The sequence below is a fragment of the Myceligenerans cantabricum genome (assembly GCF_054777735.1).
On the sequence record NZ_BAAHAJ010000009.1, the window covers coordinates 98,129 to 121,878 of the forward strand.

The 23,750-nt window shown below is 74.1% G+C and carries 25 protein-coding genes; 15 read left to right on the top strand and 10 right to left on the bottom strand.

Going from position 1 to position 23,750, the window contains the following annotated elements; all coding sequences use genetic code 11:
• The first annotated feature begins 72 nt into the window (after window positions 1-72).
• The 10 genes from ACYU96_RS09585 to ACYU96_RS09630 all read left to right on the top strand — a co-directional run bounded on the left by ACYU96_RS09585 (window position 73) and on the right by ACYU96_RS09630 (window position 10,047).
• A complete protein-coding gene (locus ACYU96_RS09585; protein WP_460752208.1) occupies window positions 73-375 on the top strand; it encodes a hypothetical protein in 303 nt (100 codons plus the stop codon).
• 127 nt (window positions 376-502) lie between these two features.
• On the top strand, window positions 503-1,189 hold the full coding sequence (locus ACYU96_RS09590) for a hypothetical protein (RefSeq protein ID WP_460752211.1): 687 nt from the start codon (window positions 503-505) through the stop codon (window positions 1,187-1,189).
• On the top strand, window positions 1,186-2,067 hold the full coding sequence (locus tag ACYU96_RS09595; RefSeq protein ID WP_460752214.1) for an AAA family ATPase: 882 nt from the start codon (window positions 1,186-1,188) through the stop codon (window positions 2,065-2,067). The genes ACYU96_RS09590 and ACYU96_RS09595 overlap by 4 nt, the downstream gene beginning before the upstream one ends.
• A 1-nt stretch (window position 2,068) precedes the next feature.
• Window positions 2,069-3,262 (top strand): vWA domain-containing protein, encoded by a 1,194-nt coding sequence (locus ACYU96_RS09600; protein ID WP_460752216.1) that lies wholly within the window; start codon window positions 2,069-2,071, stop codon window positions 3,260-3,262.
• On the top strand, window positions 3,255-4,415 hold the full coding sequence (locus ACYU96_RS09605) for an XdhC family protein (RefSeq protein WP_460752219.1): 1,161 nt from the start codon (window positions 3,255-3,257) through the stop codon (window positions 4,413-4,415). Before ACYU96_RS09600 ends, ACYU96_RS09605 begins: the two co-directional genes overlap by 8 nt.
• A 10-nt stretch (window positions 4,416-4,425) precedes the next feature.
• Entirely contained in the window at window positions 4,426-5,718 is a 1,293-nt protein-coding gene (locus ACYU96_RS09610) for an endo-1,4-beta-xylanase (protein ID WP_460752222.1), read from the top strand.
• Window positions 5,719-5,808: 90 nt separating this feature from the next.
• Complete coding sequence (locus ACYU96_RS09615) at window positions 5,809-6,288, top strand: (2Fe-2S)-binding protein (RefSeq protein ID WP_460752225.1); 480 nt, start codon at window positions 5,809-5,811, stop codon at window positions 6,286-6,288.
• Complete coding sequence (locus ACYU96_RS09620; RefSeq protein WP_460752228.1) at window positions 6,285-8,684, top strand: xanthine dehydrogenase family protein molybdopterin-binding subunit; 2,400 nt, start codon at window positions 6,285-6,287, stop codon at window positions 8,682-8,684. The genes ACYU96_RS09615 and ACYU96_RS09620 overlap by 4 nt, the downstream gene beginning before the upstream one ends.
• Window positions 8,681-9,565, top strand: a complete 885-nt coding sequence (locus tag ACYU96_RS09625) for an FAD binding domain-containing protein (protein WP_460752231.1) — start codon at window positions 8,681-8,683, stop codon at window positions 9,563-9,565. Before ACYU96_RS09620 ends, ACYU96_RS09625 begins: the two co-directional genes overlap by 4 nt.
• Entirely contained in the window at window positions 9,565-10,047 is a 483-nt protein-coding gene (locus ACYU96_RS09630; RefSeq protein ID WP_460752234.1) for an SRPBCC family protein, read from the top strand. Before ACYU96_RS09625 ends, ACYU96_RS09630 begins: the two co-directional genes overlap by 1 nt.
• A 4-nt stretch (window positions 10,048-10,051) precedes the next feature.
• On the opposite strand, the gene ACYU96_RS09635 is transcribed toward ACYU96_RS09630, so the two are convergent.
• The 9 genes from ACYU96_RS09635 to glgA all read right to left on the bottom strand — a co-directional run bounded on the left by ACYU96_RS09635 (window position 10,052) and on the right by glgA (window position 18,287).
• Window positions 10,052-11,224 (bottom strand): MFS transporter, encoded by a 1,173-nt coding sequence (locus ACYU96_RS09635; protein ID WP_460752236.1) that lies wholly within the window; start codon window positions 11,222-11,224, stop codon window positions 10,052-10,054.
• Window positions 11,221-12,819 (bottom strand): ABC-F family ATP-binding cassette domain-containing protein, encoded by a 1,599-nt coding sequence (locus ACYU96_RS09640; protein ID WP_460752239.1) that lies wholly within the window; start codon window positions 12,817-12,819, stop codon window positions 11,221-11,223. The genes ACYU96_RS09635 and ACYU96_RS09640 overlap by 4 nt, the downstream gene beginning before the upstream one ends.
• 139 nt (window positions 12,820-12,958) lie before the next feature.
• The gene (locus ACYU96_RS09645) at window positions 12,959-13,915 is read right to left on the bottom strand and encodes an SURF1 family cytochrome oxidase biogenesis protein (protein ID WP_460752241.1); all 957 of its coding nucleotides are present in this window, start codon (window positions 13,913-13,915) and stop codon (window positions 12,959-12,961) included.
• Entirely contained in the window at window positions 13,912-14,160 is a 249-nt protein-coding gene (locus ACYU96_RS09650; protein WP_460752244.1) for a hypothetical protein, read from the bottom strand. The genes ACYU96_RS09645 and ACYU96_RS09650 overlap by 4 nt, the downstream gene beginning before the upstream one ends.
• Window positions 14,160-14,579, bottom strand: a complete 420-nt coding sequence (locus tag ACYU96_RS09655; RefSeq protein ID WP_460752247.1) for a DUF3099 domain-containing protein — start codon at window positions 14,577-14,579, stop codon at window positions 14,160-14,162. Before ACYU96_RS09655 ends, ACYU96_RS09650 begins: the two co-directional genes overlap by 1 nt.
• A gap of 36 nt (window positions 14,580-14,615) precedes the next feature.
• The gene (locus tag ACYU96_RS09660; protein WP_460752249.1) at window positions 14,616-15,179 is read right to left on the bottom strand and encodes a SixA phosphatase family protein; all 564 of its coding nucleotides are present in this window, start codon (window positions 15,177-15,179) and stop codon (window positions 14,616-14,618) included.
• 30 nt (window positions 15,180-15,209) lie between these two features.
• Entirely contained in the window at window positions 15,210-15,986 is a 777-nt protein-coding gene (gene fabI / locus ACYU96_RS09665) for an enoyl-ACP reductase FabI (protein WP_460752252.1), read from the bottom strand.
• Between the two features lie 176 nt (window positions 15,987-16,162).
• A complete protein-coding gene (locus ACYU96_RS09670; RefSeq protein WP_460752255.1) occupies window positions 16,163-16,891 on the bottom strand; it encodes a beta-ketoacyl-ACP reductase in 729 nt (242 codons plus the stop codon).
• Window positions 16,892-16,979: 88 nt separating this feature from the next.
• Entirely contained in the window at window positions 16,980-18,287 is a 1,308-nt protein-coding gene (gene glgA / locus ACYU96_RS09675; protein WP_460752258.1) for a glycogen synthase, read from the bottom strand.
• Window positions 18,288-18,372: 85 nt separating this feature from the next.
• On the opposite strand from glgA, the gene glgC reads away from it, so the two are divergent.
• Both glgC and serB read left to right on the top strand, forming a co-directional pair.
• Window positions 18,373-19,611 carry a glucose-1-phosphate adenylyltransferase gene (gene glgC, locus ACYU96_RS09680; RefSeq protein ID WP_460752261.1) on the top strand — a complete coding sequence of 413 codons (1,239 nt, stop codon included), beginning with the start codon at window positions 18,373-18,375 and terminating at the stop codon, window positions 19,609-19,611.
• Between the two features lie 25 nt (window positions 19,612-19,636).
• On the top strand, window positions 19,637-20,269 hold the full coding sequence (gene serB, locus ACYU96_RS09685; protein WP_460752263.1) for a phosphoserine phosphatase SerB: 633 nt from the start codon (window positions 19,637-19,639) through the stop codon (window positions 20,267-20,269).
• 1 nt (window position 20,270) lies between these two features.
• Here the strand turns inward: serB and ACYU96_RS09690 are convergent, their stop codons facing one another.
• Window positions 20,271-21,032, bottom strand: coding sequence for a hypothetical protein (locus ACYU96_RS09690; RefSeq protein WP_460752266.1), 762 nt, complete (start codon window positions 21,030-21,032; stop codon window positions 20,271-20,273).
• A gap of 41 nt (window positions 21,033-21,073) precedes the next feature.
• On the opposite strand from ACYU96_RS09690, the gene ACYU96_RS09695 reads away from it, so the two are divergent.
• From ACYU96_RS09695 to ACYU96_RS09705, 3 genes are all read left to right on the top strand, one after another.
• Window positions 21,074-21,859: an ABC transporter ATP-binding protein gene (locus ACYU96_RS09695; protein WP_460752269.1), complete on the top strand. Its 786-nt coding sequence runs from the start codon at window positions 21,074-21,076 to the stop codon at window positions 21,857-21,859.
• A 138-nt stretch (window positions 21,860-21,997) separates the two neighbouring features.
• Window positions 21,998-22,444, top strand: coding sequence for an NfeD family protein (locus tag ACYU96_RS09700; RefSeq protein ID WP_460752272.1), 447 nt, complete (start codon window positions 21,998-22,000; stop codon window positions 22,442-22,444).
• A gap of 76 nt (window positions 22,445-22,520) precedes the next feature.
• On the top strand, window positions 22,521-23,705 hold the full coding sequence (locus tag ACYU96_RS09705; RefSeq protein ID WP_460752275.1) for an SPFH domain-containing protein: 1,185 nt from the start codon (window positions 22,521-22,523) through the stop codon (window positions 23,703-23,705).
• The last annotated feature ends 45 nt before the right edge of the window (window positions 23,706-23,750 follow it).

The following is a 23,750-nucleotide window of genomic DNA, read 5'->3' on the forward strand; positions in this document are numbered from 1 at the left end:
GAGATCCGCGTAAGAACCGCATAACCAGGCTGTAAGGGTCATCCGGGCCTTCCGGGCCATAACGTCAGTGGCATGAAGATCACCCGGAGCCGCCGCGTCGCGGCCGTCGCCCTGTCCGCTCTCACGGCCGCCACTCTGCTGGCCGGCTGCAACGACTCCGAGCCTGTCGGGGACGACGCGTCCCCGACGAGCACGGAGATGTCGGACGAGGAGACGTCGGGCGAGCAGATGACCGACGAAGAGATGTCCGACGAGGAGATGTCGGACGAGGAGATGTCCGAGGACGAGATGTCCGACGAGGAGTCGATGGACGAGGAGTCGATGGACGACGACGAGCACATGGACGACGGGGAGTCGATGGACGACGACAGCTGAGTCGTCCCTCGCTCGCCGTCAGCGGACGGCTGCCGCCGGTCTCCGCGCCGTCACGGCGGCCGTCCGCGTTCCGCCGCGCGTGTCGCCACCCTGGCCGTCGTCGGGGGCGACATGGGACGATGCCGGCGTGAACCTCCCGCCGGAGCAAGGCCCGCCGATGTCGCCCGGCCCCGCGGTGCCGCCGGCAGGCACGGTGGGCGCAGGGCCCCGGATCCTCACGTTCTCGGGCGTGGCCGTGCTTCTGGTGGCGGTCGCCGCGGGCGTGCTGGCGGCGGTCCTGTTCGCCCGGGCGGTCCCGTTCGACCTCCTGACGCCGTCGGGCGAGCCGGGGCCGGGAGCGCTGGGCGTCGCGGACGTGCCGGGCTCGACGGACGCGGTCCTCCCCGAGACCGGGACGTACGCGATCTGGGAGGTCGGCCCGGACCCGGAGGCCCGTGCGGTCTCCGCCGCCGACATCACGGTCGCCGACCAGGCAGGCACGACGCTCCCGGTCGGCCGTGCCGCGTTCTCGGGCGACGTCAGCGCGGGCGGCGCCCACGGCCGGCTGGTGGCACAGTTCCGGGCCGACGCCGGGCCTGCCACCGTCGAGGTGTCGAGCGCCGGCGCGCCCGACGGCACCTACGTCGTCGTCGCCGAGAGCCAGGACTTCGGCGGTTTCTTCGCGACGCTCGGCGGGTCGGTCGTCGCCTGGTTCGTCGCCCTAGGCGGCGGGATGCTCGGTCTCCTCGTGACGGCCGGTGGCATCGTCTGGTGGGTCCTGCGCCGCAACGCCGGCCGCCCTGCGGGCGCGGCTCCCCGTAACCTGGACGGATGAACTCACCCGAGGCCCTGGCGGCGGCGCTGGGGGAGGCGGGCTACCTCGCCGACGAGGACCTCGCCACCGTCGCGCACCTCGCCCGGGCCATGGAGCGGCCGCTGCTCCTGGAGGGCGAGCCGGGCACCGGCAAGACGGCGCTCGCCGAGGCGCTGGCCCAGGTCACGCACGCGCCCCTGATCCGGCTGCAGTGCTACGAGGGCATCGACGCCACCCAGGCCCTGTACGACTGGGACTTCGGCCGGCAGATCCTGCACCTGCGGACGCTGGAGGCGGCCGCGGCGTCGTCGGACGCGGACGCCCTCGACCCGGAGACCACCGAGCGCTCCCTGTTCGACGAGCGCTTCCTCCTGGCCCGCCCCGTCCTCCAGGCGCTGCGGACCACGCCGTCCGTCCTGCTCGTGGACGAGATCGACCGCGCCGACGACGAGTTCGAGGCCTTCCTCCTGGAGGTGCTGTCCGGCTGGACGGTCACCGTCCCGGAGCTCGGCACGATCCGCGCGGCGACGCCGCCCATGGTCGTCCTCACGTCGAACCGGACGCGAGAGCTGCACGACGCGCTCAAGCGCCGCTGCCTCTACCACTGGATCGACCACCCGGGCCTGGAGCGCGAGGTCGCGATCGTGCGGTCGCGCCTGCCCGAGGTCGCCGAGACCCTGGCCCGCCAGGTCGCCGGCTGCGTGCAGCGCCTGCGCGGCGAGCCCCTGCTGAAGCCGCCGGGCGTCGCCGAGACCCTGGACTGGGCCCGCGCCCTGGAGCGCCTCGGCGCCGCGTCGCTCGACCTCGACGCGGCCTCCCGCACGCTCGGCGCGGTCGTCAAGTACCGCGAGGACACGATCCGCGCCCGCGAGGCCCTCGCCCGGATCCTGGGGGAGTGACGTGCCCGCCGTGCTGCTCGGGTTCGCGCGTGCGCTGCGCGCGGCCGGGGTCGGCGTGACGCACGACCGTGCCACCGCGTTCCTGCGGGCCACCGCCGTGCTCGGGGCGGGTAGCCCCGTCGCCGCCTACCGCGCCGGGCGGGCCACGCTGTGCGGGGGGCCCGACGATCTGGCCCGGTTCGACCAGGTGTTCGCCGCCTGGTTCGGGGCCTCGACCGTCGGGCTGCCGGTGCCGCGCGCAGGACGTGCCGGGAGCTCCGCGGGGCCCTCGGCGGACACCGTCGCCGCGTCGCGCACGGACCGGGCCGACGTCGGCGTGCCCACCGCCGTCCTTCCCTCCGGCCGCGACACCACGCCTCCCGTCCCCGGCGAGCCGCCCCGCCCCGAGCCCGCGCGGCCCGACGTCGTCCCCGTGCTCGCCGACGACCGCGAGGTCCTCCGCCACCGCGACGTCGCCGGGCTCACCGAGGCGGAGCGCCGCGTGCTCGCCGTGCAGATCGCCGCCCTCCGCCCCCGCCCGCCGCTGCGCCGTGCCGCTCGCGCCCAGCCGTGGCGGCGCGGGCGCCCGGACCTGCACCGCACGCTGCGTGCCTCGCTGCGCCGGGCGGGCGAGCCGGCCCGGGTCGAGCGCCGCCGCCGCGCCCGCACGCCCCGCCGCGTGGTGGTGCTGCTGGACGTGTCGGGCTCGATGCGGCCCTACGCGGAGGCGCTGCTGCGGCTCGCGCACGCCGTCGTGCGGCCGGCCGGCCCCGGGGCGCGTCCCGCCCGCCCGCGCGCGGAGGCGTTCACCCTGGGCACCCGGCTGACCCGCGTCACCGACGCCCTGCGCACCACCGACCCGGAGCGCGCGCTGGCCCGTGCCGGCGACCTCGTCCCGGACTGGGCCGGCGGCACGCGGCTCGCCGAAGCGCTCGGCACGCTGACGGACCACCACGGCGCGCGGCTGCGCGGGGCCGTCGTCGTGGTCTGCAGCGACGGCTGGGAACGCGGCGACGCCGCGGACCTGGCCGACCGCGCTGCCCGCCTGCACCGCCTGGCCCGTACCGTGGTGTGGGTCAACCCGCACCGCGGCAAGAGCGGCTACCGGCCGGTGCAGTCGGGGATCACGGCCGTGCTGCCGTGGGTGGACCACTTCCTCGCGGGGCACTCCCTGGCGACGTTCGAAGAGGCGCTGGAGGTGATCGCTCGTGCGTGACGTGCTGGACGAGCTGCTGGCGTGGTGGCGTGAGGGCCACCCCGTCGCCATGGGCACGGTCGTGGCCACGTTCCGGTCGGCGCCGCGTCCGCCGGGCGCGGCGATGCTGGTCGGGCCGGGGGACGCCGGCGCGCTGCCCGTCGCGGTGGGCTCGGTCTCGGGCGGCTGCGTGGAGGGTGCGGTGTTCGAGCTCGCGAGCGAGGTGGCCACGACCGGCAGGCCGGTGCTGCAGCGGTACGGCATCTCCGACGACGACGCGTTCGCCGTCGGCCTGACCTGCGGCGGGATCCTGGACGTGTTCGTGGAGCGGATCGACCGCGGGACCTTCCCCGACCTGGACGAGATCGCCGCCGACATCTCCGCGGGCCGCCCCGTGGCCGTCGCCACGGTCGTCGAGCACCCCGACGAGCAGGTCCTCGGCCGCCGCCTGGTCGTCCGGCCCCCCGCCGCCCTCGCCCCCGGCGCGGCCCCCGCTCTCGCGAGCGCCCGCATGGACGACGCCGTCACCGACGACGCCCTCGGCCTGCTCGCCGCCGGCCTCAGCGAGACCCTCACCTACGGCCCGGACGGCGAGCGGCGCGGCGAGGGCTGCCGCGTGTTCGTCTCCTCCCACGCGCCGCGTCCGCGGATGCTCGTGTTCGGTGCGATCGACTTCGCGGCGGCCACGGCGCGCGTCGGCTCGTTCCTGGGCTACCGCGTCACGGTGTGCGACGCCCGGCCGGTGTTCGCGACCGCGACGCGCTTCCCGGACGCGGACGAGGTGGTGACCGGCTGGCCCCACCGCTATCTCCGGGCCGAGGCGGACGCGGGCCGGATCGACGGCCGCACGGTGGTCTGCGTGCTCACCCACGACCCGAAGTTCGACGTCCCGGTCCTGGAGCTGGCGCTGCGCCTCGACCTGGCGTACGTCGGTGCCATGGGCTCGCGCCGTACCCACGACGACCGCCTCGCCCGGCTCCGTGCGGCCGGCACGCCCGACGACGTCCTGGCGCGCCTCCGCAGCCCCATCGGCCTCGACCTGGGCTCGCGCACGCCCGAGGAGACGGCGGTGAGCATCGCCGCGGAGATCGTCGCGACCCGCTGGGGTGGCTCGGGCCGCGCCCTGACGGCGACGGACGGGCGGATCCACCACTCCGGAGCCCACCCTGACTAGGGTCCGCACCATGACGTCGTCCCTCTTCCGGCCGCCTGCCACGCACCGGCCCGACCCCTCGTTCGCCCACCGGCGCGCGGACGCCCGCCTGACCCTGCACGGCCCCGGCGGGGATCCGCTGGCCGGGACGGACGTCCTGGTCCGCCAGACCCGGCACGCGTTCTGGTTCGGCTGCATCGGGTTCGACCTGGTGGACCTCGCGAACGGCGACTCCCGTGACCAGGATCACGACCAGCGCCTCGCCGACGCCTGGCTGGGTGTCTTCAACCAGACCACGCTCCCGTTCTACTGGGGCACCTTCGAGCCGGAGCGGGGCGCGCCGCGGACCGCGCGGCTGCGCCGGGCCGCCGAGTGGTTCGCGGAGCGTGGCGTCACGGTCAAGGGGCACCCGCTGGTGTGGCACACGGTCCAGCCGGGATGGCTGCTCGACGTCGCCCGCGAGTCCGGCCCGGACGAGGTGGAGCGGCTGCTGCGCGAGCGCGTCCGGCGGGACGTCGCGGACCTGGCGGGCGTCGTCGACACCTGGGACGCGATCAACGAGGTGGTGATCATGCCGGTCTTCGCGGCCGAGGACAACGCGGTCACGCCGCTCGCCCGTGCGCGCGGCCGGGTGAAGATGGTCCGGATGGCCATGGACGAGGCGCGGGCCGTCAACCCGTCCGCGACGCTCCTGCTGAACGACTTCGACATGTCCACGGCGTACGAGTGCCTCGTCGAGGCGGTGCTGGAGGCGGGCATCCGGATCGACCGCCTCGGCCTGCAGTCCCACATGCACCAGGGATGGTGGGGCGAGGAGAAGACGCTCCGCGTCCTGGAACGGTTCGGCCGCTACGGCATACCGATCCACCTCACCGAGACGACGCTGCTGTCGGGCGACCTCATGCCGGAGCACGTCGTGGACCTCAACGACTGGCAGGTCGACGAGTGGCCCAGCACCGCCGAGGGCGAGGCCCGCCAGGCCGAGGAGCTGGAGGCCCACCTGCGGCTGCTGCTCGCCGACCCGGGCGTGGAGGCGTTCACCTACTGGGGGCTGAGCGACCGCGGCATGTGGCTGAACGCGCCCGGCGGGCTGCTGCGCGCGGACGGCTCGCCCAAGCCGGCCTACGAGCGCCTCCGCGACCTGGTCCGGGGCGAGTGGTGGCTGGAGCCCACCCTCCTGCGCACGGACGACGGCGGCCGCGTGGACGTGTCGGGCTTCCTCGGCGACTACGAGGTCTCGCTCCCCGGGACGCGGGGCGGGACGCCGGTCCCCTTCTCCCTGGACACCCCCGGACGCACGGAGCGCACGCTGCGGTTCGCGTGAGGCGTCATCGCTGCCCATCTGTGGCGCGGGACGGTCCCCGCGGCGTACCGTGATCCGTGTCACACCGCAGTGGCTACGTGAGGAGCGTCCATGACCAGGATCGAGCTCACCGTCGACGGCGTACGAGTGGCCGACGACGTCGAACCCCGCGTGCTGCTCGTGCAGTACCTGCGCGAGCACCTCGGCAAGACCGGCACCGTGATCGGCTGCGACACCGCGAGCTGCGGCGCCTGCACCGTCCACCTGGACGGGCACAGCGTGAAGTCGTGCAACGTGCTCGCGGTGCAGGCCGACGGCGCCGAGGTCACCACCGTCGAAGGACTCGCCCCCGCCGGCGCGACCGACGGCGAGCTGCACCCCGTCCAGGAGGCGTTCCACGAGTGCCACGCCCTGCAGTGCGGGTTCTGCACGCCCGGCATGATCATGCAGACCGCGGACCTGCTCGCGCAGAACCCCCACCCGACGGAGGACCAGATCCGCCAGGGCCTGGAGGGCAACCTCTGCCGGTGCACCGGTTACCACAACATCGTGCGCGCGGTCCAGCACGCGGCCGACGGAGGTGCCGCATGACCGCCACCGAGGAGGCCCCGGCCACCGAGATCGGCCGCGACCGGCGCCGCAAGGAGGACCGGCGGCTCCTCACCGGACGCACCCGCTGGACCGACAACATCGCGCCGCCCGGCACGCTCCACCTCGCCATGGTGCGCAGCCCGTTCGCCCACGCGAACATCACCGGCATCGACACCCGGGCCGCCGCGGGGTCCGCGAACGTCGTCGCCGTGCTCACCGGCAGCGACCTCGCCGGCACGCAAGGCGTCCTCGCCAACGCCTGGCCCATCACGCCCGACCAGGTCACGCCCGAGCACAAGCCCGTCGCCGTCGACCGCGTCGCGTTCGCCGGGGAGATCGTCGCCGTCGTCGTCGCCCGCAGCGCCGCCGCGGCCGTCGACGCCGCCGAGCTGGTCGACGTCGACTACGACGAGCTGCCGCCCGCCCTCGACCTCAAGGCCGCCGCCGCGGCCACCCCCGAGAACGGCGGTGCCATCGCGCACCCCGACCTGGGCACCAACGGCTCCGCCCGGTGGATCTTCGACTCCGCGGACGCCGGCACCGGCGGCGACGTCGAGGACGCCGTCGCCGCCGCCCGCACCGACGGCATCGTCATCGAGCGGGAGTACCGCCAGCAGCGGCTCATCCCCGCCTTCATGGAGCCGCGCTCCGTCGTCGTCGACCCCACCGGCGAGCAGATCACCCTCTGGTCCGCCACCCAGATCCCGCACATCACCCGCTTCCTCCTGGCCGCCACCACCGGCGTTCCCGAGTCGAAGATCCGGGTCATCGCGCCCGACGTCGGCGGCGGGTTCGGGGGCAAGCTGCAGACCACGCCCGAGGAGTGGACCGCCTTCGCCGTCGCACGCCGCCTCGGCAAGCCCGTCAAGTACACCGAGACCCGGTCCGAGTCCCTCCAGTCCGGCCACCACGGCCGCGACCAGTGGCAGAAGCTCACCCTTGCCGCGCAGCGCGACGGCACCGTCACCGGCCTCAAGGTGGAGCTCCTCGCCGACCTGGGGGCCTACGTCGCGCTCGTCGGCGGCGGCGTGCCCGTGCTCGGCGCCTTCATGTTCAACGCCATCTACAAGTTCCCCGCCTACCGGTTCGACTGCCGCACCGTCCTGACCAACAAGACCTGGACGGACGCCTACCGCGGCGCCGGACGCCCCGAGGCCACCTTCGCCATCGAGCGCCTCATGGACGAGCTCGCCGCCGAGCTCGGCCGCGACCCCCTCGAGGTGCGCCGGCAGAACTGGATCACCCACGACGAGTTCCCGTTCACCACCGTCGCCGGACTCACCTACGACTCCGGCGACTACGAGTCCGCCACCGCCCAGGCCGTCGACACCTTCGGCTACGAGGACCTCCGCGCCGAGCAGACCCGGCGCCGCGAGGAGGGCGACCCCGTCCAGCTCGGCCTCGGCATCTCCACCTTCACCGAGATGTGCGGCCTCGCCCCGTCCCGCGTGCTCGGCAGCCTCGACTACGGCGCCGGAGGCTGGGAGCACGCCGCGATCCGCATGCTCCCCACCGGCAAGGTCGAGGTCGTCACCGGCGCCAGCGGTCACGGCCAGGGCCACGAGACCGCGTTCAGCCAGATCGTCGCCGACCGCCTCGGCGTCCCGTTCGAGGACGTCGAGGTGCTGCACGGCGACACCCAGGTCGCTCCCCGCGGACTGGACACCTACGGGTCACGCTCGCTCACCGTCGGCGGCGAGGCGCTGGCGCTCGCGGCGGACAAGGTGGTGGCCAAGGCCCGGCCGTGGGCCGCCCACCTGCTGGAGGCGAACCCCGACGACGTCGAGTTCTCCCGCGGGAAGTTCGCCGTGGCCGGCACGAGCGAGGGCAGGACCATCCAGGAGATCGCCCTGGCCGCCTTCGCCGCCCACGACTACCCCGAGGGCATCGAGCCCAGCATCGACGCCGAGGTCACGTTCGACCCCGTGAACTTCTCCTTCCCGCACGGCACGCACCTGTGCGCCGTCGAGGTGGACACGGAGACCGGTGCCGTGCGGTTGCGCAAGTACGTGTGCGTCGACGACGTCGGAACCGTCATCAACCCCCTCATCGTCGCCGGGCAGGTGCACGGGGGGCTCGTGCAGGGCATCGCCCAGGCCCTGTGGGAGGAGGCCGTGCACGACGACACCGGCACCCTGCTCACCGGCACCCTCGCCGACTACCTCGTGCCGAGCGCCGCGGACCTCATCAGCTTCGACACCGCGCACCGCAGCACCGCCGCGACCTCGAACTCGCTGGGCGCCAAGGGCGTCGGCGAGGCCGGGACCATCGCGTCCACGCCCGCCGTGGTCAACGCCGTCGTCGACGCGCTGCGGCCGTACGGCGTGCACGACGTCGAGATGCCCTGCACGCCCGCGCGCGTCTGGCACGCCATCCAGGAAGGGGGCGCGGCATGATCCCCGCACCGTTCGAGTACGCCCGGCCCACGAGCGTCGACGAGGCGCTCGGCCTGATCGCCGGGTCCGACGACGTCAAGGTCCTCGCCGGCGGCCAGTCCCTCCTGCCCGTGCTGCGCATGCGGCTCAACGCGCCGGAGCTCGTGGTCGACATCGGCCGCATCGACGCGCTGCGCGGCATCCGCGAGATCGCGGGCGGCGGTGCCGTCGCCGGGGGCGGGGGCGCCCTCGAGATCGGCGCCATGACGCCTTACCACGAGCTCCTCGCCTCCTCGCGGGTCCGCGCCGAGCTCGGCCTCCTGCACGACGCCGTCGCCGAGGTGGGCGACCCGCAGATCCGGCACCGCGGCACCCTGGGCGGCTCCCTCGCCCACGCCGACCCCGCCGGGGACTGCGGGGCGGTGGCGCTGGCCCTCGAGGCCGAGATGGTCGTCGCCGGTCCGGCGGGGCAGCGGGTGGTCCCCGCCGCCGACTTCTTCCAGGACCTGTTCACCACCGCCGTCGGGGAGGACGAGCTGCTCGTCGCGATCCGGTTCCCCGTGCACCCCGGCTGGGGCTCCCGCTACGAGAAGTTCGTGCGCACCTCCCAGCAGTGGCCCATCGTGGCCGTCGGCGCGGCCGTGCACCTGGCGGACGGCAGGACCATCTCCGCCGCGCGGATCGGCCTGACCAACATGGGCCCGACCCCGCTGCGGGCACGTGCCGTGGAGGAGGCGCTCGTCGGCCTGGAGCCGACGGCGGAGGCGGTGGGCGCGGCCTGCGCCGCCGTGGCCGACGGCACCAGCCCGCCGTCGGACCTCAACGGGGACGCCGACTACCGGCGGCACCTCGTGACCGTGCTCGCCCGCCGGGCCGTGCTCGCGGCTGCGGGGGCCGCCTGATGGAGCTGACCCACGAGTTCACCGTCCCGGCGGACGTGGCGACCACGTTCGCCGCGTTCGCCCAGGTCGAGTCCATGGCCGAATGCTTCCCCGGCGCGCAGGTGACGTCGGTGGACGGCGACGCGTTCACGGGGTCGGTGAAGGTCAGGCTCGGCCCGATCGCGCTCACCTTCAACGGCGCCGGGGAGTTCACCGAGAAGGAGCTCGCCGAGGACGGCGGCTCCGGTCGCATGGTGCTGTCCGCGAAGGGCAAGGACAGGCGGGGCAACGGGACGGCCGGCGCGGAGGCCGTCGTCGTGCTGCGCCCCGCGCCCGGCGGGGTCGGCGGGGTCGGCGGCGGCCCGGCCACCGAGGTCGAGGTGACGACGGACCTCCAGATCGGTGGCAAGGTCGCGAGCATGGGCCGCGGCCTGGTCCAGGACGTCTCCGACAAGATGCTGGGCCGCTTCACCGACTGCCTGGAGCAGAAGCTGACCGGGTGAACCGCTACGCCGGCGTCGTCGGGAAGGCCCGGCGTGCGGCGAGCACGATGCCGAGCGCCACCACGACCAGCAGCCCGCCGGCGAACGGCACGGCCCGCAGGCCGGCGCCGTCGAGCACGAGCGCGCCGAGCGCCGCGCCCACCGCGATGCCGACGTTCGCGGTGGCGTTCACGAGCGCGCCGACGACGTCGGGAGACGCCCCGCGCGTCTTGATGGCCCCGGTCTGGAAGACCGCGGCGACGGCGCCGAACCCCACGCTCCACAGGGCGGCGGCCACGAGGGTCCCCGCGGCGCCGGGGAACGCCAGGCCGAGGAGCAGGACGGCGCCGGAGACCACGACGAGGGTCGTGATCGCCGTGCGCCGGGGCCTCCGGTCGAGCCGCGCGGCCGCGTACGCGGTGCCCACGAGCCCGAGGCCGCCGAGCACCAGGAGGACGGGCCCGAGCGTCGCCGGCGCCAGCCCCGTGGCGAGCAGCAGCACGGCGACGTACGTGTACACGGTGTAGTGGCCCAGGTAGACGAGCGCGTTCGTGCCGACCACGGTGGCCAGTGCGGTGCGGCGGGCGCCGCGGGCGCCGTCGGCCGGGGGAGCACCGCCGCCGGGCACGGCGGGCAGCAGGACCACGGTGAGCACGCCGGCCACGGCGCACGCGACCGCCAGGCCCAGGAACGCCGCGCGCCAGCCGACGGCTGTGCCCAGCGTCGTCGACAACGGCACGCCCAGCACGAAGCCGGCCGAGGCGCCGAGCGTGACCAGCGACAGGGCGCGCCCCGCGAGACTCGGGCGCACGAGGCGCGACGCGTACCCGATGCTCACCGAGAAGAAGACGGCGTGCGCGAGGCCGCCCAGCGCCCGGGCGCCCGCCACGAGCGCGAACGTCGGCGCGAGCGCGACCACCGCGTTGCTCAGCGTGTAGAGCGCCAGGGTACCCAGCAGCAGACCCTTGCGGGGCAGCCGCCGTGTCCCGTACGTCAGCGGGACGGCGAGCGCCGCCACCATGACGGCGTACGTCGTGACGAGCAGCCCCGCGCGCGACTCGGAGACGGCCAGGTCCGCGCTGATCAGCGGCAGGAGCCCCACCGGCGCGAGCTCGGTGGTGATCGCGGCGAACGTCGCGAGGCTGAGCGAGACGAGGCCGCCGGCGGCCTGGCGGACGTCTCCGGGCTGCCAGGTCATGCGAGGGAGACGAGCTCCGCGTAGCTCTCGTTCCAGAGGTCCTCGTCGCCGTCGGGCAGGAGCAGGACACGCTCGGGCTCCAGGGCGTCCACGGCGCCGTCGTCGTGCGTGACCATCACGACCGCGCCCTCGTACGTCTTCAGGGCGCCGAGGATCTCCGCGCGGGAGGCGGGGTCGAGGTTGTTCGTGGGCTCGTCGAGGAGGAGCACGTTGGCGCTGGAGACGACGAGCGTCGCCAGGGCGAGCCGCGTCTTCTCGCCGCCGGACAGGACGTGGGTGGGCTTGTCGGCGTCGTCCCCGGAGAAGAGGAACGAGCCGAGCGTGTTGCGCACCTGCGTGTCGGTCAGGTCGGGGGCGGCGTGCCGCAGGTTCTCCACGACGGTCACGTTCATGTCGAGGGTGTCGTGCTCCTGGGCGTAGTAGCCGAGCTTGAGCCCGTGACCGGCGTCGACGGTCCCGGAGTCGGGCGTCTCGACGCCACCCAGCAGGCGCAGCAGCGTCGTCTTGCCGGCGCCGTTCAGCCCCAGGATGACGACGCGCGACCCGCGGTCGATCGCCAGGTCCACGCCCGTGAAGACCTCGAGCGACCCGTACGACTTCGACAGGCCCGTCGCGGTGATCGGTGTCTTCCCGCAGGGGGCCGGCGTCGGGAACCGCAGCTTGGCGACGCGGTCGGCCTGCCGCACGCCCTCGGCGCCGTCGAGCATCGACTCGGCGCGGCGGATCATGTTCTGCGCGGCGGTCGCCTTGGTGGCCTTCGCCCGCATCTTGTTCGCCTGGGCCATGAGCGTGGCCGCCTTCTTCTCGGCGTTGTCCCGCTCCCGGCGGCGGCGGCGCTCGTCCGTCTCCCGCTGCTTCTGGTAGTTGTCCCAGCCCATGGCGTACTGGTCGAGCTCGCCGCGGTTGGCGTCGAGGTGGAACACCTTGTTGACGCAGGCGCGCAGGAGCTCGACGTCGTGCGAGATCACCACGAAGCCGCCGGAGTACGCCTTGAGGTAGTCGCGCAGCCAGGAGATGGAGTCGGCGTCGAGGTGGTTGGTCGGCTCGTCGAGCAGCAGGGTCTCGACGCCGGAGAACAGGATGCGCGCCAGCTCGATGCGGCGGCGCTGACCGCCCGACAGGGTGTGCAGCGGCTGGGCGAGGACGCGCTCGTCGAGGCCGAGGTTCGCGGTGATGACCTGCGCCTCCGACTCGGCGGAGTAGCCGCCGGCGGCGAGGAAGCGCGCCTCCAGCCGGGGGTAGCGCTCCAGGGCGGCGGTCATGGTGTCCGGGTCGGCCGACGCCATCGCGCCCTCGGTCTCGCGCATCTGGGTGACCAGACGGTCCAGCCCGCGGGCGGACAGGACGCGGTGCATCGCGATGACGTCGAGGTCGCCGGTGCGGGGGTCCTGGGGCAGGTAGCCGATCTCGTTGCCGCGGCTGACCTGACCGGCGGCGGGGAGGGACTCGCCCGCGAGGGTCTTGGTGAGCGTCGTCTTGCCGGCACCGTTGCGGCCCACCAGCCCGATGCGATCGCCCGGGCCGACGCGGAACGTCGCGGGGTTCAGCAGTGCGCGGGCGCCGAAGCGCAGCTCCACGCCATGGGCGGTGATCACGGGATGAGGGTCCTTCGAGCTCGGGGGAGTGCAGGCCCATGGCGCTGGGCCGATCGGGGCCGGGCCAGTCTACGCAGTCGACGCGGCCGGGCACAGTGAGATGCGTCGCGGCGCGGGGCTCGGCGGAGCTGGGGGTCGATCAGCGGAGCTGGGAGTCGATGAGCGCGTCCTCGTCGTCGGAGTCGGCGGTCGGCCGCGCGAGGAGGCCGCGGCGGCCGCCGGCGGAGCCCTCGCGCCGCGCCCGCGACGTCGTCCCGCCGGTGGCGGCGTCGACGTCGGGCGCGGCGAGCAGCAGGTCCCCGGCCGACACCGTCTCGCCCCGCAGCGCCCCGCGCTCGCGCCGCCACAGCAGCACGTACCCGGCGAGCGCGCCCACCGAGAACACCCCCCACTGGAAGGCGTAGCTCAGGTGCGAGCCGGGGTCCGTGGAGGGCTCGGGGAGCGCGGCCGGCGCCGTCGCCGGCCGCGGCGTCTCGGTGCGCAGCGCCCCGTAGGCGGCGACGGTGCGGCCGTCGGCCCAGGCGGCACCGTCGGGCCCGGCGGCCAGCACCTGCTGCGTCGAGATCGCCTGCACCTGCCCGTCGGGGGCACCGCGGGACGAGGACGGCTCGTCCGCGCGCAGCGACACCGTCACCTCCACCTCGCCCGCCGGGGCGTCCGGCACGGCGGCCGGGGCGCTCCCGTCGGTGCCGAGCGGCACGAACCCGCGGTCGACGACCATGACGACCCCGTCCGGGGCGTCCGGGTGCTCCGCCACGAACGGCACGAGCACGTGGAAGCCGGGCGTGGAGCGCACGGGCCGGTTGCGCAGCAGGGCGGTCGCCTCGGGCGCGTAGCGGCCGCGGAGCGTGACGGGCTGCCAGACCGCGTCGCCCGGCAGGGTCGCTCCCGGCCCGTCCAGGACGTCGCCGAGCGGGAGCGGCGCGGCCGACCAGTTCGCCTCGATCAGGTCGATCTGCGCGCTGCGGTCCTCGTACCGGTTCCACTGCCAGCGGCCCGCGACCAGGCACAGCGCCGCGAGCAGCACGGCCGCGACCCCGAGGATCACCCACTGCCTCGCCGTGCGGGGGGCGCGCGCCTGGCCGGCAGCGCTCATGCGGGCTCCTGGTGGTCCAGCTCGCCGGCGGGGACCGTCTGCCTCCAGAAGCTCCGGGCGGACAGGAACTGCTCCAGGTGCTCGCGGTGGTCGTCGCAGGCGAGCCACACCTTGCGGCGTTCCGGGGTGTGCAGGCGCGGGTTGTTCCAGAGCAGGCCCCACGTCGCGGTGGCGCGGCAGCCCTTGGCGCTGCAGATCAGCTCGCCGACGGCGTCGGGCGCGCCGCCGAGTCCGAGGACGTCCATCAGCTCTTCTTCTCCACCGGTTCGTCGTGCACGTCGTCGAGCAGGGCGTCGCCGTCGATCACGGTGCGGGCCCTGCCCGGTGGCGGGGCCGGGTCGTCGTCCGCGTCGCTGGCGGCCGCGCCGAGCGCCGCGGGCGGGGCCGGGACGTAGGCCTGCGCGTCGTGCGGCGTGCGGTCCGGTCCCGCGTTGGCGAAGACGACCGCCGTGTACGGCAGCACGACCGCGCCGGCGGCGAGCGTCCAGCCCAGCCAGGCGGGCCCCGTGGTGAGGCAGAAGATCGCGCCGGCGAAGCACGCCAGCCGGATGGCCATCTGGATCAGGTACACCTTCGCGCGCCGGGCCTGGTCGACGTCGAGCGACTCGGAGACCGACGTGATCGACTGCACCCCGGGCTCGTCGGAGCGGGAAGCCTTGCTCATCGCTCCAGTCTACGAGCCCTCGCCGGCGCCCCGGTCTCAGCCCTGCGGGCGGCCCACGTGGGTCAGCACGGCCGAGGACCGTTCCCACGCCGACCACGGCGCGCCCGCCGCGGACTCCAGCAGGGAGTACGTCGCGGTCGGCACGCCGGCGCGCACCTGGGCGAGCGCGGCGTCGTCGGACCCGGGGCCGGCGAGGAAGGACGCGGTGGCGGCCATCGTGGGCTCGTGGCCGATCACGAGGACCGTGCGGACACCGTCGTCGAGCTCGCCGACGAGCGAGAGGACGTCGCCCACGCGGGCGTTGTACAGGTCGTCGGTGACGACGACGCGCGGGCCCTCGTCGCGCCGGCCGTTGAACCCGCTCCTGGCGAGGTCCCACGTCTGACGCGTGCGGAGCGCGGAGGAGACGAGGACGACGTCGGGCAGGGCGCCCAGCGCGACGAGCGCCGCGCCCAGCCCGGCCGCCTGCGTCCGCCCGCGCAGGGCGAGCGGACGCAGGGCGTCGTCGGAGGTCGTGGCCGGCTCAGCCTTGGCGTGGCGCAGCAGGACGAGCCGACGGATCGGCGCTGTCGCCGCCACCTCCTCGCGATGCCTGGTCACGATAGTTCCCCTTCCGGTGCGTGCGGACGACTACTGCCCCATGGCGTGCACGCCGCCGTCGACGTGCACGATCTCGGCCGTGGTGGCCGGGAACCAGTCGCTGAGCAGGGCCGCGACGGTCCGTGCGGTCGGCTCCGCGGTGGTCTGGTCCCAGCCGAGCGGCGCGCGCTGCGGCCAGTTGGCCTCCATCTGCTCGAAGCCGGGGATCGACTTCGCGGCGGTCGTCTTGATCGGGCCGGCCGACACCAGGTTGCAGCGGATGCCGTGCGGGCCCAGGTCGCGCGCCAGGTAGCGGTTCGCGGCCTCCAGGCCGGCCTTCGCCACGCCCATCCAGTCGTAGACCGGCCAGGCGAACTCGCCGTCGAACGTCAGCCCCACGACGGCGCCGCCGTCGGTCATCAGCGGCTGGGCGGCCACGGCGAGGGCCTTGTACGAGTACGTGGAGATCTGCAGCGCGGTGGCGACGTCCTCCCAGCTCGCCGAGAGGAAGTTGCCGCCCATGACGCTCTGCGGCGCGAAGCCGATCGAGTGCACGACGCCGTCGAGCCGGTCGAGGCCGGCCTCGCGCACGGCGTCGGCGAGGTTGTCGAGGTCCTCCTGGCTCGTGACGTCGAGCTGGACCACGGGGGGAGGTGTGTCACCGGGCAGACGCTTCGCGAACGCGCTCGTCAGCCTCATCTGGCGGCCGAACGACGAGAGGACCACCTCGGCGCCCTCCTCGATCGCCAGGCGCGCCGTGTGGAACGCGATCGACGAGTCGGTGAGAACTCCGGTGATGAGAAGCTTCTTGCCTTCGAGGAGACCCATGTTGTCCTTCCGGTGATCGTGCGCGGGCGCGACATGCCGTGCCCCGCACTGGGTGTGAGCGTAACCGTGCGACCGGCGCGGAGGAAAACTCCGGACCGGCGCGGGTGGTGGAGAGATGTTCGTCAGTGTGCGGCGGGCGGGTGGCCCGCGGAGCGGAACGGCGGGTCAGCGCCTCGTCAGTGCCCCATGCCCATGCCGCCGTCGACGGGGAGGACGGTGCCGGTCACGTACGCGGCGGCGTCGGATGCGAGGAACGTCACGACGGCCGAGACCTCGTCCGGGCGGGCGAACCGTCCGGCGGGGATCGACTGGAGGTAGAAGTCCCGCCGGGCCTCGGGCAGCTCGGCGGTCATGTCGGTCTCGACGAAGCCGGGGGCGACGACGTTGGCGGTGATGCCGCGCGAGCCGAGCTCGCGGGAGATCGAGCGGGCCATGCCCACGAGCCCCGCCTTCGACGCGCCGTAGTTCACCTGGCCCTGGCCGCCGTAGAGGCCCACCAGGGAACCGACCAGCACGATGCGGCCGTAGCGCTTGCGGATCATGCCCTTGCTGGCCCGCCGCACGCAGCGGAAGGTGCCCGTCAGGTTCACGTCCACCACCTGCTCGAACTCCTCGTCGGACATGCGCATGAGGAGCTGGTCCCGCGTCACGCCGGCGTTGGCGACGAGTACCTGGACAGGGCCCAGGTCGTGCTCGATCTGCGTGAAGGCGTCGTTCACGGCCTCGGTATCGGTGATGTCGGCCTTGTAGCCGTGCACGCCGTCGGGCAGGTCGCCTCCGCGGTAGAGCGTGGCGACGCGGTCGCCGTCGGCGACGAAGCGCTCGGCGATCGAGCGGCCGATGCCGCGGGCAGCCCCGGTCACGACGACGACGCGGCCGGAGGCGTTGTCCTGGTTCTCGGTCATGGTTCGACGCTACCGGTGCGGCCCGCGGCGGGGCGCGCGCGACGTGCTACGCGCGGTGCGTCCCACCTTGTGGGGTTCCGACAACCGGCTATCGGGCGGCGGTCACGCGCCGGTAGACGTCCAGCGTGCGGTCCGCGATCGCCGTCCAGGAGAAGTGTTCCTGCGCGCGACGGCGGCCCGCCTCGCCCATCGCGGCGGCGCGCGCGGGGTCGGCCACGACCCGGTTCAGCGCCTCGGCCAGCGTCGCGACGAAGCCGTCGGGGTCGAGCGGAGTCCCGGTGCCGTCGTCGGCCTGCTCGATCGGGACGAGCGCGCCCGTCACGCCGTCGGCCACCACCTCCGGGATGCCGCCCGTCGCGGTGCCGACCACCGGGAGCCCGACGGCCATCGCCTCCAGGTTCACGATGCCGAGCGGCTCGTACACGCTCGGGCAGACGAACGCGGTGCCCGCCGCGAGCACGGCGACGAGCTCCTCGCGCGGCAGCATCTCCTCGATCCACACGATGCCGCCGCTCGCGCCCGACGCCGCACCCCGCGCCGTGCGCAGCCCGTCGACCAGGGACTTCACCTCGCCCAGCAGCTCGGGGGTGTCAGCCGCCCCGGCGCACAGCACGAGCTGGACCTCGTGCGGCAGCTCGGCGGCGGCCCGCAGCAGGTAGGGCAGCCCCTTCTGCCGCGTGATCCGGCCCACGAACACGACGGCCGGCCGGTCCGGGTCGATCCCGAGCCGCCGCACGGTCTCCTCGGCGCGGGCGAGCGCGGCGCCGCCGGCGGGCCGCTGCCAGCCGGCCAGGTCGATCCCGTTGTGCACCACGTGCACCCGGTCGGGGTCGAGCTCGGGGTAGCAGCGCACGATGTCGTCCCGCATCCCGGCCGAGACCGCGATGACCGCGGACGCGCCCAGGTACGCCGTGCGCTCCGCCCAGGACGACACGGCGTACCCGCCGCCGAGCTGCTCCGCCTTCCACGGCCGCAGCGGCTCCAGCGAGTGCGCGGTCACGACGTGCGGCACGTCGTGCAGCAGCCCCGCCAGGTGTCCGGCCAGGTTCGCGTACCAGGTGTGGGAGTGCACGACGTCGGCCCCGGCGCAGTCCTGCGCGATCGCCAGGTCCGTGCCGAGGGTGGCCAGGGCCGCGTTCGCGCCGCTCAGCTCCGCGGGCGGCGCGTAGCCGGTCACGGCCGGAGCACCGGCGCCACCGTCCTCCCGCCCGGCGCGCGGCGGCACCTCGGCCGCGGGGCGGAAGCACCGCACCCGCACGTCGGCGAGCGGCGCGAGCACGCGGCCGAGCTCGGTGACGTGCACCCCCGCACCGCCGTACACGTGGGGCGGGTACTCGCGGGTCAGGAGATCGACGGTGGGACGGGACGACGACGGCTGCGGTTCCGGTGCGCTCACCGCCCCGACGTTACCGAGGATCCGGCGCCGGCATTTCCCCGGCCCGGGTTCCGTCGGAGCAGCCCGAGGCCATATCGTCTGAGCCATGGCCGCCCCCCGTGTTCTCGCGATCGTCCTCGCCGGAGGCGAGGGAAAGCGCCTCATGCCCCTGACGGCCGCTCGCGCGAAGCCGGCCGTCCCGTTCGGCGGGATCTACCGCCTGGTGGACTTCGCCCTCTCCAACATCGTCAACTCCCGCTACCTGCACGTCATCGTGCTGACCCAGTACAAGTCGCACTCGCTGGACCGGCACATCTCCAAGACGTGGCGCATGTCGCCCCTGCTGGGGAACTTCGTGGCGCCGGTCCCCGCGCAGCAGCGCGTCGGCAAGCACTGGTACCTCGGCAGCGCCGACGCGATCTACCAGTGCCTCAACATCATCGACGACGAGCGGCCCGACATCGTCGTCGTCGCCGGCGCGGACCACGTGTACCGCATGGACTTCTCCCAGATGGTGGACTCGCACATCGAGTCCGGCGCCCGTGCGACGGTCGCGGCGATCCGCCAGCCCGTCTCCATGGCGGACCAGTTCGGCGTCATCGACGTGCAGCCCGACGACCCGACCCGGATCCGGGAGTTCCTCGAGAAGCCGACCGACCCCGTGGGCCTGGCGGACGCGCCCGACAAGGTGCTGGCGTCCATGGGCAACTACGTGTTCGACGCCGACGCCCTGGTCGAGGCCGTCACCCGGGACGCGTCGGACAGCGGCTCCCGGCACGACATGGGCGGGGACATCATCCCGGCGTTCGTCGAGCGGGGCGAGGCCGGCGTCTACGACTTCATCCACAACGACGTGCCCGGCTCCACCGACCGGGACCGCGACTACTGGCGCGACGTCGGGACCATCGACTCGTTCTTCGAGGCGAACATGGACCTCATCTCGGTGCGGCCCGTGTTCAACCTGTACAACGACGAGTGGCCGCTGCTGACCGGCTACACGGGTCTGCCGCCCGCGAAGTTCGTGCACGCGGGCCCGGGGCGGATGGGGCACGCCGTCGAGTCGATCGTGTCGCCGGGCGTGCTGATCTCCGGCGCGCAGGCGGCGGGCTCCGTGCTCTCCCCGGGCACGCACCTGCACTCGTGGTCGTCGGTGGGGAACTCCGTGATCATGGACGGCGTGCAGGTGAACCGGTACGCCCAGGTGCACCGGGCGATCCTGGACAAGAACGTGGTCGTCTCCGAGAGCGCCCGCATCGGCGTCGACCACGAGGAGGACCGGGCCCGCGGGTTCACGGTCACCGAGTCCGGCCTGACGGTGGTGCCGAAGGGCAGCGTCGTCAAGTAGGGCACCTCACGGGTAGGGCACACTGTTGCGCGTGAAGCGCCTGATCGTGACCGACGTCGACTCCACCTTCTTCCAGCAGGAGGTCATCGAGCTCATCGCCGACCACGCCGGCACCCGCGACGAGGTCGCCGCGGTGACCCGGCGCGCGATGCGCGGCGAGCTGGACTTCGCGGGGTCGCTGCGCGCGCGGGTCGCGACCCTCGCCGGGGTCCCGGCCGGCGCCCTGGACGCGGTGCGCGACGCCGTCGAGCTCATGCCCGGCGCGGCCTCGCTCGTGGCGGGGTGCCGCGCGCGCGGCTGGGCGTTCGGGCTGGTCTCGGGGGGCTTCGAGGAGATCGTGCGGCCCGTCGCGGACGGCCTCGGGATCCGCCTGGTCCGCGCGAACCGCCTCGAGGTGTCCGACGGCGTCCTGACCGGGCGCACCCTCGGCCCCGTGATCGACCGGGCGGCGAAGGCCGCGACGCTGCGCGAGTGGGCGGCCGCCGAGGGCGTCGGGATGAGCGCGACGGTCGCGGTGGGCGACGGCGCGAACGACCTCGACATGATCGCCGCGGCGGGCGTCGGGGTGGCGTTCCGGGCGAAGCAGGTCGTCCGGGACCAGGCGCCGCACCACCTGGACGGCGACCTCGACGAGGTGCTGACGCTCCTGGACGCCTGAGTCAGGGGATCTGGCCGTAGGTGGCCGCGCTCATCGCGTGCCGGGCCGTGCGGTCCACCTCGCGCAGGGCCGTGCTGCGCTGGTCCGCCTGCCAGAGGTTGACCGCGCCGCCGTCGTCCACCGCCCCGAGCGCCACGATCGCGCGGAGCCGTGCGGCGAGCTGCAGGACGCGGGCGCGGCGCCCGTCGAGCCGGGGGACCGGCCACTCGTCGGTGCTGGTCGAGCGGAGGCGCTCGATGGCGTCGGCGGCGTCGTCGCGCCAGCGGGCGACGTCGAGCGAGTCCAGGGCGTCGGTCGCGGTCATGAGGCTCGTGCGCAGCGCACGCTCGGCGTCGGACACGGAACCGATGGTGCCGAACAGGCTCGTGCTCCAGTCCGTGACCGGCTGCACCTGCCACTCGACCAGGTAGCCGGGCTCGAGGTGGCTGCCGAAGCCGGTGACGGTCGGCACGGCCGCCCAGCTGCCCTCGTGCGTCGTGACCACGACGCACTCGCCGGACTCCGTCGCGCCGTGGTTCACCGCCGCCGGGACGCCGGCGGGGTCGCCGGGCACCGGGAGCAGGGCGGCGACCGTGCGCGGCCCGCGGGTCCACAGGGCCAGCAGCGTCCCCAGGTCCGTGCTGTCCCACACCCCGGGCAGGCCGTGGACCCGGTGCGGCTCGTCGTCGCCCTGCACCGCCCCCGCGGCGTCGGACGTGTCGCCGACGCCCTGCAACCACAGGGCGAGGACGACGCTGCGCGGCAGGTCCGGCGGGTTGTTCATCGACCACACTGTAGAAGATCCGTCGGTTAGTGTTGTGGACCATGAGCACGGTTCTCGACCTTTCGGACGTCACTGTCCGGCGCGGCACCACGACCATCCTCGACGCCGTGGGCTGGCGGGTGAACGAAGGCGAGCGCTGGATCGTCCTGGGGCCGAACGGCGCGGGCAAGACGACGCTCCTGCAGATCGTCGCGACCCGCATGCACCCCACCGCGGGCCGCGCCGAGGTGCTCGGCGAGGTGCTCGGCCGCACCGACGTGTTCGAGCTGCGCCCGCGCGTCGGGCTGTCCTCGGCGTCGCTCGCCGACAGCATCCCGCGCGGCGAGACCGTGCGCGACGTCGTCCTGACCGCCGCGTACGGCGTCACGGGCCGCTGGCAGGAGGCGTACGACGACGTCGACGAGCAGCGGGCCGGCGACCTCCTCGCGGCGTTCGGTGTCGCGAAGCTGGCCGACAGGCACTACGGCACCCTGTCCGAGGGCGAGCGCAAGCGCGTGCAGATCGCCCGCGCCCTCATGACCGACCCCGAGCTGCTGCTGCTCGACGAGCCCGCCGCCGGGCTGGACCTCGGCGGGCGCGAGGAGCTGGTCGAGGCGCTGCGCGAGCTCGCCGACGACCCGGCGTCCCCGGTGCTGATCCTGGTCACGCACCACGTGGAGGAGATCCCGCCGGGCTTCACGCACGTGCTGCTCATGGGGCGCGGCCGCATCCACGCGGCCGGACCGATCGACGAGGTGCTCACCGCGGACAACCTCTCGGCCGCTTTCGGGCTGCCGCTCGTCGTCGCGCACGGCGGCGGACGCTGGCTGGCCCGGGCCGCACGCTAGGCGCACGGCGGAGCCCGGCCGGGGGCGTTACCGAACCGACGTGAGATCTCGGGCGATTTTACTGGCCCGGAGGGTGTGCCATTGGTAATCTTCGGGCAAAGGCGCCAGGTGGCGCCAAGCCTCGGGAAGGGGATTCCGATGGAGTGGTTGTGGTGGGTCGGTGCGGCCCTGATTCTCGGACTGATCGAGATCACGACTCTCGACTTCGTCTTCATCATGTTCGCCGGCGGCGCGCTCGCGGCCGCCGGGGCCAACGCGGCGGGACAGCCCCTGTGGGTCCAGGTGATCGTGTTCGCGGTCGTCGCGACGATCCTGCTGGTGACCCTGCGTCCGCCGCTCAAGCGCTACCTGTCCAAGGGCGGCGCGGAGAGCCTGACCAACGCCGAGGCCCACGTCGGCCGGACGGCGTCCGTGATCGAGGAGGTCACCCAGGTGGGCGGCCTGGTCAAGCTCATGGGTGAGGTATGGACGGCGCGCGCGGCGGACGGCTCGCCACCGCTGTCGGTGGGGGCTACCGTGCAGGTGGTGCGCATCGACGGTGCGACTGCCGTGGTCGGCCCGAAGGGCGCCGACCAGTCCGCCTGACCGTCGGCACCGCCGTATCCCGGCTACGTACACACACATATCGCTCGAGCGGGTGCACCCGCGGTAGGAGAAGCACGTGGAACAGATCGGACTATGGATAGTCCTCCTCATACTCCTCATCGTCGTCGTCGTGGCGCTGTCGCGCGCCGTGCGGATCGTGCCGCAGTCGGTCGCCCTGGTCATCGAGCGGCTCGGTAAGTACCACGACACGTTGACGCCAGGATTCCACCTGCTGGTCCCGTTCATCGACAAGGTGCGTGCCGGCGTCGACATGCGCGAGCAGGTCGTCTCCTTCCCGCCGCAGCCGGTGATCACGAGCGACAACCTGGTGGTCGAGATCGACACGGTCATCTACTTCCAGGTGACCGACGCCCGGTCGGCCGTCTACGAGATCGCGAACTACATCACGGCGATCGAGCAGCTGACCGTCACCACGCTGCGTAACGTCATCGGCTCGATGGACCTGGAGCAGACGCTCACCAGCCGTGACCAGATCAACGGCCAGCTCCGCGGCGTGCTGGACGAGGCGACCGGCCGCTGGGGCATCCGCGTCAACCGCGTCGAGCTGAAGTCGATCGAGCCGCCGCAGTCCGTGCAGGGCGCGATGGAGCAGCAGATGCGCGCCGAGCGCGACCGCCGCGCCGCGATCCTCACCGCCGAAGGTGTCAAGCAGTCGGCGATCCTCACCGCCGAGGGTGAGAAGCAGTCGGCGATCCTGCGGGCCGAGGGTTCGGCGCAGTCCCAGATCCTCGAGGCCGAGGGTGAGGCGCGCGCGATCCTCCAGGTCTTCGAGGCCATCCACCGCGGCAACGCGGACCCGAAGCTGCTGAGCTACCAGTACATCCAGATGCTGCCGCAGCTCGCGAACGGCACCTCGAACACCAACTGGGTCATCCCCACCGAGTTCACTGCCGCGATGTCGAGCATCGCCAAGGGCTTCGGTGGTGGTGGCGGCGCGGCGTCGGGCGACGACGGCTCGAACCCGCCCCCGGTCACGCCGACCACGGACCTTCTCACCGGGGGCGGCATCCTGCCGAGCCCCGGCGAGGCCCTGGCCGAGGCGCAGCGCCAGGCGGAGGCCGCCACCGCCGACGCGACCGAGTCCGGCACGCGCTCCGGCGACCCGTTCGACCCGGGCGCCGAGCGGGGCCAGCGGCCCACCGGCTCGACGCCGTCGCGCCGGTCGCGGACGCAGCCGCCGCCCCGCCCGGTCGACGGCGGGCAGGGCGAGGTCCCGCCGCCCCCGCCGCCGCAGCAGTAGCAGGTCGGTACGGAGCCGCCGGGGCGGCCACTCCTTCGGGAGCGG

Bases quoted from the DNA above. Each gene is read 5' to 3' on its own strand.
- ACYU96_RS09585 (WP_460752208.1), top strand. From the start codon at position 73: ATGAAGATCACCCGGAGCCGCCGCGTCGCGGCCGTCGCCCTGTCCGCT.
- ACYU96_RS09595 (WP_460752214.1), top strand. From the start codon at position 1,186: ATGAACTCACCCGAGGCCCTGGCGGCGGCGCTGGGGGAGGCGGGCTAC.
- ACYU96_RS09610 (WP_460752222.1), top strand. From the start codon at position 4,426: ATGACGTCGTCCCTCTTCCGGCCGCCTGCCACGCACCGGCCCGACCCC.
- ACYU96_RS09615 (WP_460752225.1), top strand. From the start codon at position 5,809: ATGACCAGGATCGAGCTCACCGTCGACGGCGTACGAGTGGCCGACGAC.
- ACYU96_RS09620 (WP_460752228.1), top strand. From the start codon at position 6,285: ATGACCGCCACCGAGGAGGCCCCGGCCACCGAGATCGGCCGCGACCGG.
- ACYU96_RS09625 (WP_460752231.1), top strand. From the start codon at position 8,681: ATGATCCCCGCACCGTTCGAGTACGCCCGGCCCACGAGCGTCGACGAG.
- ACYU96_RS09630 (WP_460752234.1), top strand. From the start codon at position 9,565: ATGGAGCTGACCCACGAGTTCACCGTCCCGGCGGACGTGGCGACCACG.
- ACYU96_RS09635 (WP_460752236.1), bottom strand. From the start codon at position 11,224: ATGACCTGGCAGCCCGGAGACGTCCGCCAGGCCGCCGGCGGCCTCGTC.
- ACYU96_RS09645 (WP_460752241.1), bottom strand. From the start codon at position 13,915: ATGAGCGCTGCCGGCCAGGCGCGCGCCCCCCGCACGGCGAGGCAGTGG.
- ACYU96_RS09650 (WP_460752244.1), bottom strand. From the start codon at position 14,160: ATGGACGTCCTCGGACTCGGCGGCGCGCCCGACGCCGTCGGCGAGCTG.
- ACYU96_RS09655 (WP_460752247.1), bottom strand. From the start codon at position 14,579: ATGAGCAAGGCTTCCCGCTCCGACGAGCCCGGGGTGCAGTCGATCACG.
- fabI (WP_460752252.1), bottom strand. From the start codon at position 15,986: ATGGGTCTCCTCGAAGGCAAGAAGCTTCTCATCACCGGAGTTCTCACC.
- ACYU96_RS09670 (WP_460752255.1), bottom strand. From the start codon at position 16,891: ATGACCGAGAACCAGGACAACGCCTCCGGCCGCGTCGTCGTCGTGACC.
- glgC (WP_460752261.1), top strand. From the start codon at position 18,373: ATGGCCGCCCCCCGTGTTCTCGCGATCGTCCTCGCCGGAGGCGAGGGA.
- ACYU96_RS09690 (WP_460752266.1), bottom strand. From the start codon at position 21,032: ATGAACAACCCGCCGGACCTGCCGCGCAGCGTCGTCCTCGCCCTGTGG.
- ACYU96_RS09695 (WP_460752269.1), top strand. From the start codon at position 21,074: ATGAGCACGGTTCTCGACCTTTCGGACGTCACTGTCCGGCGCGGCACC.
- ACYU96_RS09700 (WP_460752272.1), top strand. From the start codon at position 21,998: ATGGAGTGGTTGTGGTGGGTCGGTGCGGCCCTGATTCTCGGACTGATC.